Raw genomic sequence first — 15297 nt, forward strand, 5'->3', positions numbered from 1 at the left:
TAAGTTTTTTTACTGATGATGCCGAGGGTATAGAAGCCAAGACCGAATTCGGTACAGATATCTGTGGTCTGGTGTGAGGGTCCAATGGAACCTGGAGGGTTCGAAAAACCCTCTGGTTTTGAGGATTTCTGTGTGATTCCATCACTCCTGAGTTGATTTGGGGGCATGGAAGATGAAGCAGCTTGGTTTCTTTGATGTTGAAGAGCGGTTGGCCCGGTTAAGCGGGCTTGGCGATCAGCTCGAAGCCTTTTCCCGGGCTGTGGATTTTGAGGCCTTCCGCCCTGATCTGGAGAAGGCTCTGGCCTATTCAGACAGGATCAAAGGCGGCCGTCCCCCGTTCGATCCGGTGCTGATGTTCAAGATCTTAGTCATCCAGACGCTGAACAATCTCTCCGACGAGCGAACGGAATATCTGATCAACGACCGCCTGTCCTTCATGCGTTTCCTCGGTCTGGGACTGTCGGACCGGGTGCCCGATGCCAAAACGGTCTGGCTGTTTCGCGAACGTCTGACCGAGGCTGGAGCCGTCCAGAAGCTGTTCGAGCGCTTTGACGCCACCCTACGGAACGCCGGGTATCTGCCAATGTCCGGCCAGATCCTGGATGCCACACTGGTGGCTGCTCCAAAGCAGCGGAACACCAATGCAGAGAAAGCTGCCCTCCGGGCAGGACGTATTCCTGAAGATTGGCAGGACAAGCCATCCAAACTGTCTCACAAGGACAGGCATGCACGATGGACGCTGAAGTTCACAAAAGCGAAGCGGCAGGATGACGGGACGATCCCAGCCACGGACCTCGCCATTCCGTTCTTTGGCTACAAGTCCCATGTTTCCATCGACCGGAAGTTCCGGTTCATCCGAAAATGGAAAACAACGGATGCTGCTGCCAGTGATGGTGCCAGACTGCGCGAGGGCCTTCTGGATAAAACCAATACGGCCTCAAGCGTCTGGGCTGATACAGCGTATCGCTCAAAAGCCAATGAGGACTTCATGGATAAAGAGGGTTTCGTCTCGAAAGTTCACAGGAAGAAGCCGCATCTCAAACCCATGCCCCGCCATATTCAGCGATCCAATGCAGGGAAGTCGGTGATCCGATCCCGCGTCGAGCACGTCTTTGCCGATCAGAAATCACAGATGGGTCTGTTCGTCCGAACCGTGGGCATAACGCGAGCTACCATGAGGATCGGACTGGCCAATATCGTCTATAATATGCGCCGCTTCCTCTTTCTGGAGCGGATAAGCGCCGCCGCGTAGCTATCCAGCGGGAGGAAGCCCCGATCTGCTCAAAATACAGATCGAAAACGCCCCAAAAGAACAGTCAATCAAATCGCCAAAAGCCTGAAATCACGAACCAAGCACATCAACCAACGGTTCTTCGATCCCTCCACCTATATTTTACTTATCAACGGTTTGTGCTGGGCTTCGCGTTGACGACCTTAAGTTGTTCGCCGCAAGTTAGCTGCTGAAGCAGCAGCTCTCCTTTCCTTGCCAGCTCCAGAACTGCCGAAAGATGAACAGCCCACGCGGCCTTGCGCTGCGTCAGGCTTTGAGGGCCTTTTTCGGTAGATAAACTTACAACGCCCTCGATGAGGTCCCACGCGCTCTTCGGATGTTCCTGAAGATTCTGCTGCCACCATGCCACGGCATCCTGAACAGAAAGGCGGGGGACAGAAGGGGGCGGGAAGAAACTCTCGGCAGGCACCAGTCGCGCCCGCCGACGGGAAACAGCCAAAAGCGCGTCAAGCAGATCCCGGGTGAGAATGAGAGATGCTGGCTCAGCGACAGAAGGCGAAGGGACCATGCTCCCGCGTCCGAAAACGTCTTCTCCCAAGACAGAGCGGCGTTCAAAAATCTCAACAGCCTTCTGAAATGCTTCTTTCCGGAGCAGAACTCGTTGGATCTGCTCGGCGGCTGAGAGCGCGGCGCTGTGGTCGGCCGTGTCGCTCCGGAGCAGCAGGGCAGAGCGCATCTGCACCAAGGTGGCTGCCAACACCAGTTCGTCTGCCGTCTCTTCGAGAGGACGGTCTCTCAAGCCGTCCTCCACACAGGCTAAAAACCGATCGATCAGCTCTGTTAGCGGAAGCGTCCGAAGATCTACAGCGTGACGGCGGACGGCCTGTAGCAGCGCGTCCAGAGAACCCTTCCAGGCTCCAATCTCCAGAAACAGCGCCTCAGACATCGTAAAGCGGGCGGATGGAAAAAATGAGGTCGGGCCATCGGGTCGCAATGGCCTGAAGGGCGGCCCAGGGCGTCCAGTCGGCCGACCAGAACGAGACGCTCCAGCGGGGGGTGTTCTCTTTCGGAGACCCCTCCATGACTTCGACCTGCTGCAGCGGTCGCGAGGTTCCCCAGTGTTCCCACAGCCAGGCTTGTGTTGCGGGAGAGGCCGGACCAAGGGCGAGAAGATCCAGAGGCATGGGGCAGAGGGCATTGAGGTCAAACGGGACGGAGCCCGATCCGGCTTCCCGGGCGAGAAGTCCCCTCTGGCTCTGGACAATCTGGTCGATCAAAGCGGTCGTCCGGGCATCCGAAGCAGGAAGGATCCGGCCCAGATCTTCGGGATCGCTGACATCCGGCCCCCAGGACAGACGGCCAGTCCCAGCCGCTTCCGCCCGGAACTGACCCAGCACAGCCTCTGGCCCGGTGACGGTTAGGACATGCGCCAGCCAGTCCGGCTGGGGACTGAAAAGGGGCGGAGCGGGAAGGGTCTTCGGTTCTGCAAGCCCTGATCCCAGGATTGGAAACGCCGTGCCGCTCGCCGGTGGCCTGGGGGCAGGACGGGGAAGCGTCGGACGGGTGGGAAGACGAAAGCCGGTCTCTGGGTCCTCATCGTCGGTCGAGACTGCTTCACTGTAGCCGTGGGCCACCGGTCGCGCTTCCAGCTCCAGCCGATAGGTCTCCAGGCGTGCGACCATCGCATCAATGTCGGCGATGATCTCAGCCGTTGTCTGTGGCACCGGTTACAGATCCAGAAGATGGGCGGGAGAGTCCAGGTCCAGGCGGGCGCGACGGACATAGCGGCGCATGCTGCGCAGATCCCGGTGGCGGGTATGCGCCATGATCTGCTCATCACGGGCATTGGCCCGGAAGGCCTCGGTGACGAAGCCGGCACGCAGGCCGTGCGGGCTGAGGCGTTCCCCGGAGGGAATCTTGAGTCCCGCTATCTTGGCCCGACGCCGCAGGATCTGCCGGACCGCATCCGGATGCAGCGCATCGCGTCCGACCTGTTCCCAGCGGTTGATCGACCGGAAGAGAGGACCGTCCGTAATTTCGGCTTTCTTCAGCCAGCGCTCCAGAGCCAGAACCGGGCAGGTTTCGCGATGCTTGCCGCGGGGGAGAAACACCTCTGCGCCCCGATGTTCGGGGTCGGTCTTGCTGCGAGCGATATGAAGCTTCAACCCGGTGCCAACGATCCGGACGGTCCCTGTTGTCAGGGCAACCAGCTCCGAACGTCGCAATGCTCCGGCAAAGCCGATCAGCAGAAGGGCCCTATCGCGGAGATCCGCCAGCGTGTCGACGGTTTTGCCCTGTGCGGGGGCGACGAGCCTGCGGAGCTCCTGCGAGGTCAGGGCGGCCGCCTGTTTCTGGGGCGTGCCATACAGACGTCCTGCTGCGCGCAGGGTGGTGCGGATGGCGGCGTGACCGGAACTCCACTCCAGTCCCCGCATGCGATGCTGATAGCCAATGGCCGCCAGTCGACGGTTGAGGGCCGAGCGGCTGAAGTGCGGGGCCAGACTGTGCAGCCAGGCTGCGACGACAGGAGGGGCGGCCGGAAGCGGGGACGTGTCGTGTTCGTCGCACCAGTGACAGAAGGCCTGCCAGTCATGGGCATAGGCCCGCAGGGTTTCGGGCGCATAGGCTGCCGCTCGGGCACTGTCCTTTGCCGCGTCCAGAGCACTCTGCAAGGCGGGGGAGGGTGCTTCGGAAAGACGCTCGGCAGGTTCGGTCGAGACTGTCATGCCGGTGATCTTCCTTCTGAGACCCTTTGGAATCTGCCTTAGCACAACAATTAAGGCAACCCTGATCTAACACGCGGTAAGAGAACATTACCACGTGTTAGAACGACAAAAAACAGTCCCCGAAGCCCCGTGGAACGAGCCCCAAAGGGCCTAAAGCGGGCCTCTGAGGCCTTCGAGCAACGGATCCAGTTCGGCCAGGGACCGCAGGCCATAGGTCACGAGGAAGGCTTCGGTCGTGGCCCAGAGCTGAGGCTGGCCGGGCACCGGCTTGCGGCCGACACTACGAATGAGGCCTTTCTCCTGCAGTAGGGCCAGGGTCTTCTGGGGCAGGGCGGCATCCCGGAAGCTTTCGATCTCGGGCCGGGTGACCGGCTGACGCGCAGCAATCAGCAGCAACACCTCGAGCACGGCGCGGGGCAGGCGTTCGGGGGGCCTCTCCAGTACACTTCTCAGGGCCTCTGCGAGATCGGGAGCGGTGCGGAACATCCACCCGTCTCCGACCGCGACGAGTTCAAACCCCAGCCCCTTGGTACGCCTCGCCACCTCGCTCAGGATCTGGGCGATCTCCACGTCCTCTCCCAAGACACGTACCAGTGTCATCCGGGACACAGGACCGCTGCTCTGGAAGAAAAGGGCTTCGGTCAGACGGACGGGATCGGGGGAGGGAGACGTCATGGTCAAGAGCATAAGGCCGCTTCGGTGTCGTCGGCCAGAGTTCGGAACGCACTGTCAGTGGAGTTGATCCGCGACCTCGGGGATCAGGACCTGCAGGAGGTCTCTATCGAACTATGATTGTGTGATAGGACACGGGAATGCCGATCCGACCGGAACTAAAAGCGCTTTACCCTCCCAACTGGCCTGAACTGAGCCGGCAGGTGCGGTTCGAGCGGGCAGGGGGTGTCTGTCAGCGCTGCGGCCGGCCGCATGGATATCATCTTCAGGTCCTGCCGGGTGGTCGATGGAAGCATCCGGAAACAGGACACTGGTTCAATGGCCGGGGCAGGCGGGTGGCCCCTCCCGACCTGATTGAGCATCTGCAGATGCGACAGACGAAAGTGGTACTGGCAGCGGCTCATCTGAATCACGACCCCACCAGCAACCGGTGGCGCAATCTGCGTGCGCTCTGTCAGCGCTGCCATCTGCTGCACGACCGGATGTATCACCTGGCGCAACGCCGTCTGACGTTGCGACGGCGTCTGGCCCTCGGGGATCTGTTCGAAGGGCCCTATCGGATTGGAATAAATCTTAAGGAGTATGAAACATACTATGGTTAATCTTCTTCGGGAGAAGAGGGGCAGGTCTGATCTCGGCGGAAAAAGATAAAAAGCCGTCGTATATTTTGATGTTCGTTATGGACGTTGGTTTCAGGGGTAGGGACGGAAAATAGTCGAATTTAAAGCTGAACGAATTTTGTTGGTATCAGATCAATTTATGGATATACGTTCAGTATATCCCATATGGAGGATGCCATGCTTACCCGCACAACTCTCTTTCTTTCCAACCGTTCTCAGGCTGTACGGCTTCCCAAGGCTGTTGCCTTTGACCTTAGTCTGAAGGACGTCGTGATCATTCCCGATGGCGTACGACGCATTATTGCGCCCGCGCATGCCGCATGGGATGATTTTTTTTCGTCCTCCGGCACTGAGTTACCTGAACGCAATCAACCTGCAATGCAGGAACGCGAAAGCTTTTGATGCTACGTTATCTGCTCGATACAAATTTTTGTATCCGCGTCTTGCGTGACCGTCCAAAGGGCTTACGCGAGCGTTTCAACGATAACGCCGAGGCCCTCTGTATTTCAGATGTTGTGCTTTACGAACTCCTCTATGGGGCGGAAAAATCTCAAAATCCGGCAAAAATCCGACGTGAGGTAGAGCATTTTGCTGCGCGTTTGTCTGTTCTGCCATTTGACGATGATGCGGCAGCACATACAGCAGAAATTAGGGCTGATCTGGAAGCCCATGGATGTGTTATCGGACCATACGACTTAATGATTGCGGGGCATGCCCGGAGCAAAGGACTGGTCGTTAAGAGGCGGTCCCCATTTTTCGGACAGGACGATAAGCTATAATCCGACCTGAGAGAGGACGGGTTTTATGGGCAAGGTTACGCGCAAGAGGTATGCGGCGGAGTTCAAATCACGGGTTGCGCTGGAGGCGATCCGTGGGGAACTGACGCTGGCGGAACTGGCTTCGAAACATGGAGTGCATCAGACGATGATCGCACAGTGGAAACGGCAGGCGATCGAGGGGATGGCGGCGACCTTTTCCGGGAAGACGGTGGCTGAGCCGCCGGTCAGCCCTGCTGATGTGGAGAAACTGCACGCGAAGATAGGCGAACTTCTCGTGGAACGGGATTTTTTACGCGATGCCTCTGCTCGGTTGGGCGTGATCAGAGGCGGCAGATGATTGACCCGAAGCGAGCGCGTCTGCCGATAATCCGGCAATGCACGCTGCTGCAACTCAACCGGTCGGGCGTTTACTATCGGCCTGTGCCACAGAGCGAGGCCAATCTGGAGCTGATGCGGCTGATCGACGCCCAGTTCCTGGAAACGCCGTATTATGGCTCACGGCAGATGACATGGCATCTGCGCCGCCAGGGACATGAAGTGGGCCGCAAGCGGGTCCGGCGGATCATGGCGATCATGGACTGGTTCACGCGCAAGGTGCTGTCCTGGCGTCTGTCGAACACGATGGATGCGGAGTTCTGCATCGAGGCGCTACAGGATGCCCTCACGCGCTATGGCGCTCCGGAAATTTTCAATACTGACCAAGGGTCGCAGTTTACGACGCCCCGTTTCACCGGGCTCCTGGAAGAGCGTCAGATCCGCATCAGCATGGACGGGCGCGGGCGCTGGCTGGACAACGTGTTCATCGAGCGTCTGTGGCGGTCGTTGAAATACGAATGTGTCTACCTGCACGCATTTGAGACCGGATCAGAACTTCGAGTGGGGCTCACGAAATGGATCACCCATTATAACGGGCAACGTCCCCATACGGCCCTGGCTGGACGAACGCCTGATGAGGCGTATCATGGCGTGCCGACGCCATCTGGTCCGGGGTTAACCCCGGACCAGATGGCCAACAGCAACGCCGTCAGAATGGCGGCATAACAACAACCGGGTATAGCTTATTCAAACCCAAAAACTGTCCGAACGGACGGGGCCACCTCTGACAGGAGCAACAAGAATGAAAAAACTTCCTTTTATGGCACTGGCTCTTTGCCTTGCGACCCCGGCTTTTGCACAAAGCACACAAACCACGGTGGATCTGGTCAATACGGTCAAATACCGCCACGCCTATCAGGCCATGACGGAACTGCCTGACTGGGTTACAAAAGCCGCGGCTGTTTCTGTGCCGACTGAAACGCTGAAGCAGAACGGCAAGACCTATCTGACAGGCCATCTCTGCAAACCGCATGACTGCGGCGACCATCAGCTTGATGTTGTGTTCTCGGAAGATGGAAAGGCCACATGGGGCCTGCTGTCCCGCCGTTACGGTAAAACGCTTTATCAGCTACCGCTGGGTGATCCGAACGCGGAAACCCTTGCCGTGCTCACGGCTTCTTACCACAAGAACAACCCGGATGATCCGGCGAAATAGCGCCTTATAAGGGCAATAATCCTGTGTGGTCATTGCCCGTCGGCTTAGCTGCTCCTTACCGGGATGCAGGCCATGGAACGGGCATGCAGAATCTGGCAAAGGCCGGAAGCACCTGCGCCATCACTGGCGACAAGCTGTGCCCGGTACATGGCTTTTCCGGAAACGGAGACTGACTGCACGGTCGGCGTTGCCTGCATAGAGCGAGACGCGAGAACACGGTTTACACTTTCTGCTGTACGCCGCGCTTCCGCATAGGATGCAAATGCGCCCACCTGCACCGTGCCACCAGAGGTGGACCCGTCCGTTCGGACAGTTTTTGGGTTTGAATAAGCTATACCCGGTTGTTGTTATGCCGCCATTCTGACGGCGCTGCTGTTGGCCCTCTGGTCCGGGGTTAACCCCGGACCAGAGGGCGTCGGCGCGTCATGATACGCCTCATCGGGCGTGCGTCCAGCCAGTGCCGTATGCGGACGCTGCCCGTTGTAATGCGCGATCCATGCAGTGAGCCCGGCCCGCAGTTCCGAACCGGTCTCGAACGCGTGCAGGTAGACGCATTCGTATTTCAGGGATCGCCACAGGCGCTCGATGAATACGTTGTCGAGCCATCGGCCGCGCCCGTCCATGCTGATGCGGATCTGGCGCGCTTGCAGCACGTCCGTGAACCGGGACGTCGTGAATTGTGACCCCTGATCCGTGTTGAAGATCTCCGGTGCGCCGTAGCGGATCAGGGCCTCCTGTAGCGCCTCGATGCAGAACTCGGCATCCATCGTGTTCGACAGCCGCCAGGACAGAACCTTGCGCGTCGACCAGTCCATGATCGCCACGAGATACAGAAAACCCTTTTGCATCGGGATATAGGTGATGTCCGAGCACCACACCTGATTGGGGCGATCGATCACCAGATCCCGCAGCAAATACGGATATTTGCGATGCCCAGGATGCGGTATCGTCGTGTGCGGCTTCTGATAGATCGCCCGCAGCCCCATCGTCGCCATCAGCCGACGGACACGCTTGCGCCCGACATCATGGCCGAGCCGCCTGAGATGCCGGGTCATCTGCCGCGACCCGTAATAGGGTGTCTCAAGAAACTGCGCGTCGATCAGCCGCATCCGTTCAAGATTGCCCTCACTCTCCGGCACCGGCCGGTAATACACGGACGACCGGTTGAGTTGCAGCAGCGCGCATTGCCGCACCACGGAAAGCCGAGGCCGCTTCAGGTCGATCATTTGCCGCCTCTGAGCATGCCCAACCGCACAGAGGCATCCCGCAAAAAATCCCGTTCCACCAGCAATTGGCCAATCTTTGCGTGCAGTTTCTCCACGTCGGCCGGGCTGGCCGCCGCCTCCGGTGCCGCCTTGCCGGAGAAGATGCCCGCCATGCCCTCGACTGCCTGGCGCTTCCACTGGGCAATCATCGTCTGGTGCACGCCGTGCTTCGACGCCAACTCCGACAGCGTCTGCTCGCCCCGCATCGCCTCAAGCGCAACCCGCGACTTGAACTCCGCCGAATATCGTTTCCGCGTAACCTTGCCCATAAACCCGTCCTCTCTCAGGTCGGATTATAGCTTATCGCCCTGTCTGAAAAACCGGGTCCACCTCTTAATTCTCAGGCATCTTTTCCATAAGCTCTTTAAACTTACCGGAATCCTCACCTGTATAATCCCGAATGTCCTTATCCGAACAAACCTCTATGAAGCGTTGTGCGGTATTACGAAAACCACGCTGATCAGAATCATTCATCTTTTCTGAATGGGCTTTGAGATACTCATCCACAGCAACAGAGAAGGTAGGTGATTTTTTCTTTTCAGGAGGTTTGACCCATCCTTGAATATCCATGAATTGCTGCTGCATTTTCTGGATAAAGTCATAAGCATTAAAATCCTTATGCTCCTTCATATAAGCCAAAACAGCATCAAGTTCTGGCTTTGCAACATTGATAATATTCTCAACTTTTTTGTATTTTTGATAATCTTCCATACGCTGAAGATAATGCTCAGCTTGAGCGATTTTATATTGAGTTTTTAATTCCTTAATATGAGATTCATACGTATCAATAATATCTTTGATAGTGCGTTCATCGTGAGAACCATCAGCGACATTAATCATGTCGTCATAGAGATAGCTTTTGGTCATGGTTCTCACGGTTGCATAAAACTGACTTGTTAAGCCAAAAATTGCACATCCCCGAATTTTTGCAACTTCAACATCTGCTGTTTCCAGCGAATGCCACATCTCATTTTTCTTGAGAATCTTCCTCAAATCGAGCGGAACCCATCTCCGAAGATTATATACGGACCCGATTCTGACGAGTTTCATAAGCCACACTGTAGATACCCACTGTAGAAGTTTCAGCGGATGAGGTTTCTGGAACCTCAAAAAATCCATTTAAATCAGTGGGTTATGTGTGGTGCGAGCTGCGGGACTCGAACCCGCACGCCCTTTCGGACTCGAGATTTTAAGTCTCGTGCGTCTACCATTCCGCCAAGCTCGCACTGCCCTCATGCTGCGCGCAGGAGAGCGGTCCCGTTTTCTCTCAACCAGCGTTCCGCTGCAAGGCGTCCTATGCGACCATTAGGAATAAAACTGTCAACCAGGGCCCAGAAATGGGGGCCGTGATTGAAATGTTTCAGATGCGCCAGTTCGTGAATGATGACGTAATCGCGGATGCTCGCTGGAGCCATCAGCAGGCGCCAGCTGAGCATGATGCGGCCCTGGCGGGTGCAACTGCCCCAGCGGGTCCGGACGTCGCGCAGGTCCAGCCGTGTGGGGTGGAGATCCATTTTGTCGGAATGGATTTTCAGGGTCCGTGTCAGGCGATCCTTTGCCATGGCCTGGAGAAAATCACGGATACGGCGTTTGGTGTGGGAGGCGTCACCACTGACATGAAGTCCATTTTCGTCCAACCAGCATCCACGCCGGGCTTCGGGTTCATGAAGAATGGCGAAACTATGCCCTTCGATCATGATCTGCGAACCGTCTGTCAGTTCCTGCTTTTCGGGCAATTCGGCGAGAGCATTCGTGATCCATTCCGTCTGCTGATGAACGAAGGCCAGGGCGCGTTCCCGACTAACACGATCCGGAACCGTTATGATGACTTCGCCGCGGACAGGTTCGATCCGCAGGGTGATGCGCTTTGCCCGTGTCGAACGTTTCCAGATCAGTGGAACGGTCGGGGGAAGCATGATGTCAGCCCCTGCTTTTCTTCAGGGCGTGGCAAAGCGGGGAGCGGTCCGGCCATTCACCCGGCCATTCTTCCAGATGGTCTTCGAGCGGTCCGGCACGGCGTTCGCTGATGCAGCGGTCCTGAACCGAAGCGCCTGAACTGTGAACGCCTTTTTCATTGCCGGTCCGCAGAGGATGCCAGTCTGGAAGATCAAATCCGTCCCGTAGCAGGCGATAGGAACAGCTGGGCGGAAGCCAGTCGATTTCAGCCAGAAGTTCAGGCGTCAGAGTGACGCAGTCGGGGACTTTGCGGTGACGATCGGCATAATCGGTGCAGCGGCAGGTATGGGTGTCCAGAAGTCGGCAGGCGACGTTCGTGTAAACGACCTCGTCCGTATCCTCGTCACGCAGCTTATTGAGGCAGCATCGTCCGCAGCCGTCGCAGAGGGACTCCCACTGTTCGGAAGACATCTGGTCCAGAGGAACGGTTTGCCAGAAAGGGGCGGTTGGAGTGCTCATGGGTGATCCAGCAGGGCGCAGGCGACGCAGAAGACGATCGCAAGGAGAAGGGACAGAAAGGCAGATGGCAGGAGGAGCGGAAACCAGATCAGGCGCAGACGCGTCGGCAAATCGGCTCCCAGTCCGACCGCGGCCCGGGTTGTGCCCGGAGGCAGGGTCAACAGGGTGGCACAGTTTGGAAAGACGACGGCCGGGGCGATAAGTGCACCTTCCAGCCAACCCGGACCGATATGGGTTCTGGCCAGGGCCAAGGCCAGACCCGGTCCGGGAAGAAGCAGAATCAGACCAAGGCGCCGGAGAATATGGGGCGGCAGCACGCGCATGAGCAGCGCGATTATAGCGCAGGCGCCCAGAAGACCCGTCAGGATGAAAGGCAGATTGATCCGCAAAATGAGCGACATCACGGTGTCTGTGGTCCGAAGCGCGCCTCGAACTGCTGTTCAAGGGCGTCACCATACCGGGACCAGAACGTATCGCTGACGGTCAGGAACGTCGGTGTGTTTTCCGGAGGGTATGGACCGGGCATGTCATCCAGATGCGGCGCGTGCATCCTGAGCTGTGCCAAAGTGTGATGCGCGCTATCCGCGGGTACGTTGATCGGGATGGCCCAGAACAGCGGCGTACGCAGGATGTCCTGCGTACCGGCCACGAAAAGCGATGTTGCAGCACCAGCCTGAACGCGGGAACTGACGCTCGTCACTTCCGTGCTGGGGGCGCTCAGCATGAGTGCGCTGCTCTGTTCCATGATGCGTCCTGCATCTGCCGGCGTATTCCACCACACGATATAAGGCCGCAGCTGATCCAGCTTGCGGAATGCGCGATCCACCCCGGGCTGTGTGGCAAGCGTGGTGTAAACGTCCTGCGGCGCGACGCCATCAGCCAGAAGGGCAATTTCCAGCGTAGTCCTTGCTCCAAAATGCAGACCTCGGCGGCCCGGATGGCGGGCAACGTCCCAGAAATCCTGCCAGTTGGGTGCCGTGGCCATGCGCGAGCGGTCCCAGGTCAGGGCAAGGTCACTGACGCCGCCGGGAATGCCGCAGGTCGGGCTGTCATCGACCGGATGGACCCAGCCGCCTTCACAGGCCTGCGTCAACTGCGTGCCGGTTACGAGAACGGCCATCCATGCGGGTTTTGTCGCATGAGCCGAAGTCTGGAGGGTTGCTGTCCGGCCGTCCCATTCCACCAGCGGCAGGGTGCTGTCTGTGGACGTCAGGGCATGAGCTGCGATCGTCCCTTCGGGAACGCCAAAACCGGGCTCGGGAGCCGTAGGGGCGGCGGTCTTATGACGAACGGTTTTATGGCGGTGATGCGGTCGTGCGTGGCTGTGCGCAGACGCCGATCCGGGAAGAAAGACGGATGTAATGCCGTGCCCAACAGACGTGAAAAACGTGCCGATGCCGGAAGCCCCATGCCCGGAATGCGTGGACGTAGCCTGGCCTGCGGAAGGCAGCGAGGACAGCAGGAGCGGGGCGCACAGACACAGGGTGCGCAGGCGGCTCCTGCGGGAGGCCCGATCATGTGTCCGAAGGACATGTCGCAAAGGGAAGGCGGACCGGGTCAGAACGAAAGGATCCTCGGGAACTGGGTTGATCGGGAAAAGGGCAGGCACGTCCGGACAGGACGGGCGCACTTTAATACATCCCGATGCCGAGCGGGAAGGCCGTCGCATGAGCGGCGGGCCAGGCAAGCTGCACGGCCGTGCCGGATGCCGGGATTTTCTGGGCCTGAAGGGGAGGGCGGCGCAGTTCGATCTCCGTCCCTTCAGCGCAGCGGACCCGCATGCGGATATGATCGCCCAGATGAATACTGTCGGTCAGGATACCGCGAACGGGAACGTCACCATCCTCATTCATACCCAGCCCCTGGGAGCCAAAAAAGGGCGAAATCCGGTCAGGGCGAACGCAGACCAGACATTCCTGCCCTTCGGTCAGGTCTTCGGAAGCCATGGCGTCCACAATCCCGCCACAGGCCAGTTGAACCCGGGCGACATCATCGCCGATATCCAGGATCTGACCCGTCAGGGTATTGGTTTCACCAAACAGGGTCGCAACCTCGACGCAGGCCGGACGATCGTAGAGCGTTGCCGCATCTGCGCATTGTAGTAGCGTGCTGTCCTGAAAGACGGCAATTTCTCCGCCCGAACGCAGGGCGTCCTCGCGGCGGGAGACAGCATGGATCACGCTGAGGTTCAGGGCGCGGGAGAGTGTGGCCAGAAGCAGTGAGATGCGGCGGGCAGCGTGAGGATCCAGCGCATGAAGCGGATCATCCAGCAGCAGAATGTCTGGCGATGCTACCAGCGCGCGGGCGAGGCGGACCCGCAGGGACTGTTCGGCGGTCAGCTCTGCCGGGCGCAGACCCGCAATGCCATCCAGCCCCATGAGGGAAATCATCCGTCCTGCAGCAGCCTGGGCTTCTGATTTGCTCTGACGGTTTGCACGCAGGCTGAACGCAACATTGTCGCGCAGATCCAGATGCGGAAAAAGCGGATCCCGCGGGCTGACAATCCGCATCCGGCGATCTGCGGGTGCGCGGGCAGTCACGTTCTCGCCGCTGACAGTGATGGTTCCCCCCAGATGGGGCAGGAACCCGGCCAAGACATCGAGCAGGCGCGACAGGGCGGCAGGCCGGTTGCCGAACAGCGTCAGTGTAGTGCCGGGGCGCAGTGACAGATCAACAGGCGGCGCATTGATGGCCGCTCGCAGACCGCTGACTTCCAGCACGGGCGCTGGCCGCGAGGGGCGGGCGCTCCTCTTTCTGGGAGCCATGCGGGAAACGCCGGACAGGCCTGACATGCAACCTCTGGGAGAATGGATCGTTATAGGCGAAACAAAATCGGGTCAGAACAGATCTGGCCTGATATTCTAGAAGGGGTTTGAACATGAGCCGTAAAAGCGTCAAGGACAACGTTGAAGCTGCAACCGAGACCACACAGGCTCAGATCGACAGTCTGCGGACCCAGCTGCAGGAACTGCTGGACAATCGTATCAGCCCGGCTCTGCTGGATGCTGCCGACCGCACGGACCATGCCGTTGCAAATGCCCGCAAAATCACGGATCATGAGCTGGAAAATGTTTCGACGCGTGTACGGGCGCGTCCGATTGCAGCCGTCCTGATCTCGGCCGTTGTCGGTTTCTTCGCCGGACGTTTCTCCAAGTAACAGCCCGGGTCTTTCCAGGCGAAGGACGGACGGCATCTCGTCCGGCTCCGTCCTGAAGAAGAGGCAAACGATTTCCATGAAGCCCATTGAACTCGGACAGGACGTCCTTTCTGCGCAGGGACAGATCCTCTCCCGCTCTGCAATGCGAATCGGCCGCAGGGTGGCTTATGGCGTTATTGCAGCCGTATTTCTGCTGTTCACGGCCCTGTCATTTCATGGCTTCCTGTGGGCGTTTTTCATTGATGTCGCCGGACTGAGCTATGTGAAGTCCGCTCTCTGCGTTATTGGTGTGGACCTCCTGTTTGTTGTGATTTTCGGACTTCTTGCCGCGCGCTCCATTCCCGATCCGGTTGAGATCGAAGCCCGTATCCGCCGTGACCGTAAGCTGGTTGAACTGAAGCAGGCCGTGGCGATGACAGCCCTGACAGGACTGGTTTTTGGCCCGGCCGGCCGTTTCACGATCAAGCGTCTCCTCGGAATTGTGAGGAATCTGCTGGGTCTCCGGAAATAAGACATTTTGTGGCTGATATTTATCAAAGCCATATGGCCAGCATCAGCGTAATGGCGTAAGCACATCGCGAACCCGCCGACTTTCTCCTGTATACTGGGAGTCGGTGAGGTTGAGCGAGGAGCGTTGTGGACGAATTGGCGTACAGTCTGGCGTGTGGCAGTCTGGCGGTTGGCGTTGGGGTCGGTTTCTGATGCTGGCTGAAGTCAACCTGTTTGGCGTTTTCGTTGCTCCGCTTTCCATTTATGCTGTTGCGGCGGTCTTTGTGACACTGCTGCTGCGAAGCATCCTGTGGCGCACCGGTGCGCTGGGATGGTTCTGGCACGTCGCCCTCTTTGAAATAGCGCTCTATGTCTGTGTTCTCTGTCTACTCATCCTTTACGTATAGGAGGG

20 protein-coding genes, 1 tRNA gene and 1 pseudogene are annotated in these 15297 nt (G+C 58.4%); 9 read left to right on the forward strand and 13 right to left on the reverse strand.

The window, feature by feature from the left end; all coding sequences use genetic code 11:
- Positions 1–172: 172 nt before the first annotated feature.
- A complete protein-coding gene (locus ACJ2A4_RS10420; protein WP_062446029.1) occupies positions 173–1252 on the forward strand; it encodes an IS5 family transposase in 1080 nt (359 codons plus the stop codon).
- A 148-nt stretch (positions 1253–1400) separates the two neighbouring features.
- Here ACJ2A4_RS10420 and ACJ2A4_RS10425 read toward each other — a convergent pair whose 3' ends face one another.
- From ACJ2A4_RS10425 to ACJ2A4_RS10440, 4 genes are all read right to left on the reverse strand, one after another.
- Positions 1401–2177, reverse strand: coding sequence for a segregation and condensation protein A (locus ACJ2A4_RS10425; protein ID WP_408872766.1), 777 nt, complete (start codon positions 2175–2177; stop codon positions 1401–1403).
- Positions 2170–2955 carry a hypothetical protein gene (locus ACJ2A4_RS10430; protein ID WP_408872767.1) on the reverse strand — a complete coding sequence of 262 codons (786 nt, stop codon included), beginning with the start codon at positions 2953–2955 and terminating at the stop codon, positions 2170–2172. The genes ACJ2A4_RS10425 and ACJ2A4_RS10430 overlap by 8 nt, the downstream gene beginning before the upstream one ends.
- A gap of 3 nt (positions 2956–2958) precedes the next feature.
- A complete protein-coding gene (locus ACJ2A4_RS10435) occupies positions 2959–3957 on the reverse strand; it encodes a site-specific integrase (RefSeq protein WP_408872768.1) in 999 nt (332 codons plus the stop codon).
- 150 nt (positions 3958–4107) lie between these two features.
- Positions 4108–4632, reverse strand: a complete 525-nt coding sequence (locus ACJ2A4_RS10440) for an SMC-Scp complex subunit ScpB (RefSeq protein WP_408872769.1) — start codon at positions 4630–4632, stop codon at positions 4108–4110.
- 137 nt (positions 4633–4769) lie between these two features.
- Here ACJ2A4_RS10440 and ACJ2A4_RS10445 point away from each other — a divergent pair, with 137 nt between their 5' ends.
- The 5 genes and pseudogenes from ACJ2A4_RS10445 to ACJ2A4_RS10465 all read left to right on the forward strand — a co-directional run bounded on the left by ACJ2A4_RS10445 (position 4770) and on the right by ACJ2A4_RS10465 (position 7559).
- Positions 4770–5231: a hypothetical protein gene (locus ACJ2A4_RS10445; RefSeq protein ID WP_408872770.1), complete on the forward strand. Its 462-nt coding sequence runs from the start codon at positions 4770–4772 to the stop codon at positions 5229–5231.
- Between the two features lie 195 nt (positions 5232–5426).
- Complete coding sequence (gene vapB, locus ACJ2A4_RS10450; RefSeq protein ID WP_062268901.1) at positions 5427–5651, forward strand: type II toxin-antitoxin system VapB family antitoxin; 225 nt, start codon at positions 5427–5429, stop codon at positions 5649–5651.
- Positions 5651–6028, forward strand: coding sequence for a PIN domain-containing protein (locus ACJ2A4_RS10455; RefSeq protein WP_408872771.1), 378 nt, complete (start codon positions 5651–5653; stop codon positions 6026–6028). The genes vapB and ACJ2A4_RS10455 overlap by 1 nt, the downstream gene beginning before the upstream one ends.
- Before the next feature lie 25 nt (positions 6029–6053).
- Positions 6054–7069 (forward strand): annotated as a pseudogene (locus tag ACJ2A4_RS10460) (IS3 family transposase).
- 76 nt (positions 7070–7145) lie between these two features.
- On the forward strand, positions 7146–7559 hold the full coding sequence (locus ACJ2A4_RS10465) for an Ivy family c-type lysozyme inhibitor (RefSeq protein WP_408872772.1): 414 nt from the start codon (positions 7146–7148) through the stop codon (positions 7557–7559).
- Positions 7560–7603: 44 nt separating this feature from the next.
- Here ACJ2A4_RS10465 and ACJ2A4_RS10470 read toward each other — a convergent pair whose 3' ends face one another.
- The 9 genes from ACJ2A4_RS10470 to ACJ2A4_RS10510 form a co-directional block, all read right to left on the reverse strand.
- Positions 7604–7837, reverse strand: coding sequence for a hypothetical protein (locus ACJ2A4_RS10470; RefSeq protein WP_408872773.1), 234 nt, complete (start codon positions 7835–7837; stop codon positions 7604–7606).
- A 69-nt stretch (positions 7838–7906) separates the two neighbouring features.
- Positions 7907–9093, reverse strand: a protein-coding gene (locus tag ACJ2A4_RS10475; protein WP_408872774.1) for an IS3 family transposase whose coding sequence is annotated in 2 segments (ribosomal slippage) — positions 7907–8823 and positions 8823–9093 — 1188 coding nt in all. Because the reading frame shifts where the segments join, the coding sequence is not laid out codon by codon here.
- Between the two features lie 64 nt (positions 9094–9157).
- A complete protein-coding gene (locus ACJ2A4_RS10480) occupies positions 9158–9943 on the reverse strand; it encodes a DUF6538 domain-containing protein (RefSeq protein ID WP_408872775.1) in 786 nt (261 codons plus the stop codon).
- Positions 9944–9963: 20 nt separating this feature from the next.
- A tRNA-Leu gene (locus tag ACJ2A4_RS10485) sits at positions 9964–10049 on the reverse strand.
- A 7-nt stretch (positions 10050–10056) separates the two neighbouring features.
- A complete protein-coding gene (locus tag ACJ2A4_RS10490) occupies positions 10057–10740 on the reverse strand; it encodes a M48 family metallopeptidase (protein ID WP_408872776.1) in 684 nt (227 codons plus the stop codon).
- A gap of 4 nt (positions 10741–10744) precedes the next feature.
- Entirely contained in the window at positions 10745–11239 is a 495-nt protein-coding gene (locus ACJ2A4_RS10495) for a YcgN family cysteine cluster protein (protein WP_194260911.1), read from the reverse strand.
- Positions 11236–11640 carry a hypothetical protein gene (locus ACJ2A4_RS10500; RefSeq protein ID WP_408874155.1) on the reverse strand — a complete coding sequence of 135 codons (405 nt, stop codon included), beginning with the start codon at positions 11638–11640 and terminating at the stop codon, positions 11236–11238. Before ACJ2A4_RS10500 ends, ACJ2A4_RS10495 begins: the two co-directional genes overlap by 4 nt.
- Positions 11640–12779 (reverse strand): extracellular solute-binding protein, encoded by a 1140-nt coding sequence (locus tag ACJ2A4_RS10505; protein ID WP_408872777.1) that lies wholly within the window; start codon positions 12777–12779, stop codon positions 11640–11642. The genes ACJ2A4_RS10500 and ACJ2A4_RS10505 overlap by 1 nt, the downstream gene beginning before the upstream one ends.
- A gap of 91 nt (positions 12780–12870) precedes the next feature.
- A complete protein-coding gene (locus ACJ2A4_RS10510; RefSeq protein WP_408872778.1) occupies positions 12871–14004 on the reverse strand; it encodes an ABC transporter ATP-binding protein in 1134 nt (377 codons plus the stop codon).
- Between the two features lie 113 nt (positions 14005–14117).
- Between ACJ2A4_RS10510 and ACJ2A4_RS10515 the strand changes: the two genes are divergently transcribed.
- The 3 genes from ACJ2A4_RS10515 (at position 14118) to ACJ2A4_RS10525 (ending at position 15292) form a co-directional block, all read left to right on the forward strand.
- Positions 14118–14396, forward strand: a complete 279-nt coding sequence (locus ACJ2A4_RS10515; RefSeq protein WP_062511395.1) for a hypothetical protein — start codon at positions 14118–14120, stop codon at positions 14394–14396.
- Between the two features lie 76 nt (positions 14397–14472).
- Positions 14473–14907: a hypothetical protein gene (locus ACJ2A4_RS10520; protein ID WP_194260907.1), complete on the forward strand. Its 435-nt coding sequence runs from the start codon at positions 14473–14475 to the stop codon at positions 14905–14907.
- A gap of 190 nt (positions 14908–15097) precedes the next feature.
- Positions 15098–15292: a DUF1656 domain-containing protein gene (locus tag ACJ2A4_RS10525; RefSeq protein WP_062499659.1), complete on the forward strand. Its 195-nt coding sequence runs from the start codon at positions 15098–15100 to the stop codon at positions 15290–15292.
- The last annotated feature ends 5 nt before the right edge of the window (positions 15293–15297 follow it).

Origin of the sequence: Gluconobacter roseus (assembly GCF_046058915.1) — a bacterium.
GTDB lineage: Bacteria > Pseudomonadota > Alphaproteobacteria > Acetobacterales > Acetobacteraceae > Gluconobacter > Gluconobacter roseus_A.

Excerpts from the sequence above, each read along its gene's own strand:
- ACJ2A4_RS10520 (WP_194260907.1), top strand. The coding sequence starts at position 14,473 with ATGAAGCCCATTGAACTCGGACAGGACGTCCTTTCTGCGCAGGGACAG.
- ACJ2A4_RS10425 (WP_408872766.1), bottom strand. The coding sequence starts at position 2,177 with ATGTCTGAGGCGCTGTTTCTGGAGATTGGAGCCTGGAAGGGTTCTCTG.
- ACJ2A4_RS10465 (WP_408872772.1), top strand. The coding sequence starts at position 7,146 with ATGAAAAAACTTCCTTTTATGGCACTGGCTCTTTGCCTTGCGACCCCG.
- ACJ2A4_RS10515 (WP_062511395.1), top strand. The coding sequence starts at position 14,118 with ATGAGCCGTAAAAGCGTCAAGGACAACGTTGAAGCTGCAACCGAGACC.
- ACJ2A4_RS10500 (WP_408874155.1), bottom strand. The coding sequence starts at position 11,640 with ATGTCGCTCATTTTGCGGATCAATCTGCCTTTCATCCTGACGGGTCTT.
- ACJ2A4_RS10525 (WP_062499659.1), top strand. The coding sequence starts at position 15,098 with ATGCTGGCTGAAGTCAACCTGTTTGGCGTTTTCGTTGCTCCGCTTTCC.
- ACJ2A4_RS10440 (WP_408872769.1), bottom strand. The coding sequence starts at position 4,632 with ATGACGTCTCCCTCCCCCGATCCCGTCCGTCTGACCGAAGCCCTTTTC.
- ACJ2A4_RS10455 (WP_408872771.1), top strand. The coding sequence starts at position 5,651 with ATGCTACGTTATCTGCTCGATACAAATTTTTGTATCCGCGTCTTGCGT.
- ACJ2A4_RS10495 (WP_194260911.1), bottom strand. The coding sequence starts at position 11,239 with ATGAGCACTCCAACCGCCCCTTTCTGGCAAACCGTTCCTCTGGACCAG.
- ACJ2A4_RS10480 (WP_408872775.1), bottom strand. The coding sequence starts at position 9,943 with ATGGATTTTTTGAGGTTCCAGAAACCTCATCCGCTGAAACTTCTACAG.
- ACJ2A4_RS10510 (WP_408872778.1), bottom strand. The coding sequence starts at position 14,004 with ATGGCTCCCAGAAAGAGGAGCGCCCGCCCCTCGCGGCCAGCGCCCGTG.
- vapB (WP_062268901.1), top strand. The coding sequence starts at position 5,427 with ATGCTTACCCGCACAACTCTCTTTCTTTCCAACCGTTCTCAGGCTGTA.
- ACJ2A4_RS10490 (WP_408872776.1), bottom strand. The coding sequence starts at position 10,740 with ATGCTTCCCCCGACCGTTCCACTGATCTGGAAACGTTCGACACGGGCA.
- ACJ2A4_RS10435 (WP_408872768.1), bottom strand. The coding sequence starts at position 3,957 with ATGACAGTCTCGACCGAACCTGCCGAGCGTCTTTCCGAAGCACCCTCC.
- ACJ2A4_RS10445 (WP_408872770.1), top strand. The coding sequence starts at position 4,770 with ATGCCGATCCGACCGGAACTAAAAGCGCTTTACCCTCCCAACTGGCCT.
- ACJ2A4_RS10420 (WP_062446029.1), top strand. The coding sequence starts at position 173 with ATGAAGCAGCTTGGTTTCTTTGATGTTGAAGAGCGGTTGGCCCGGTTA.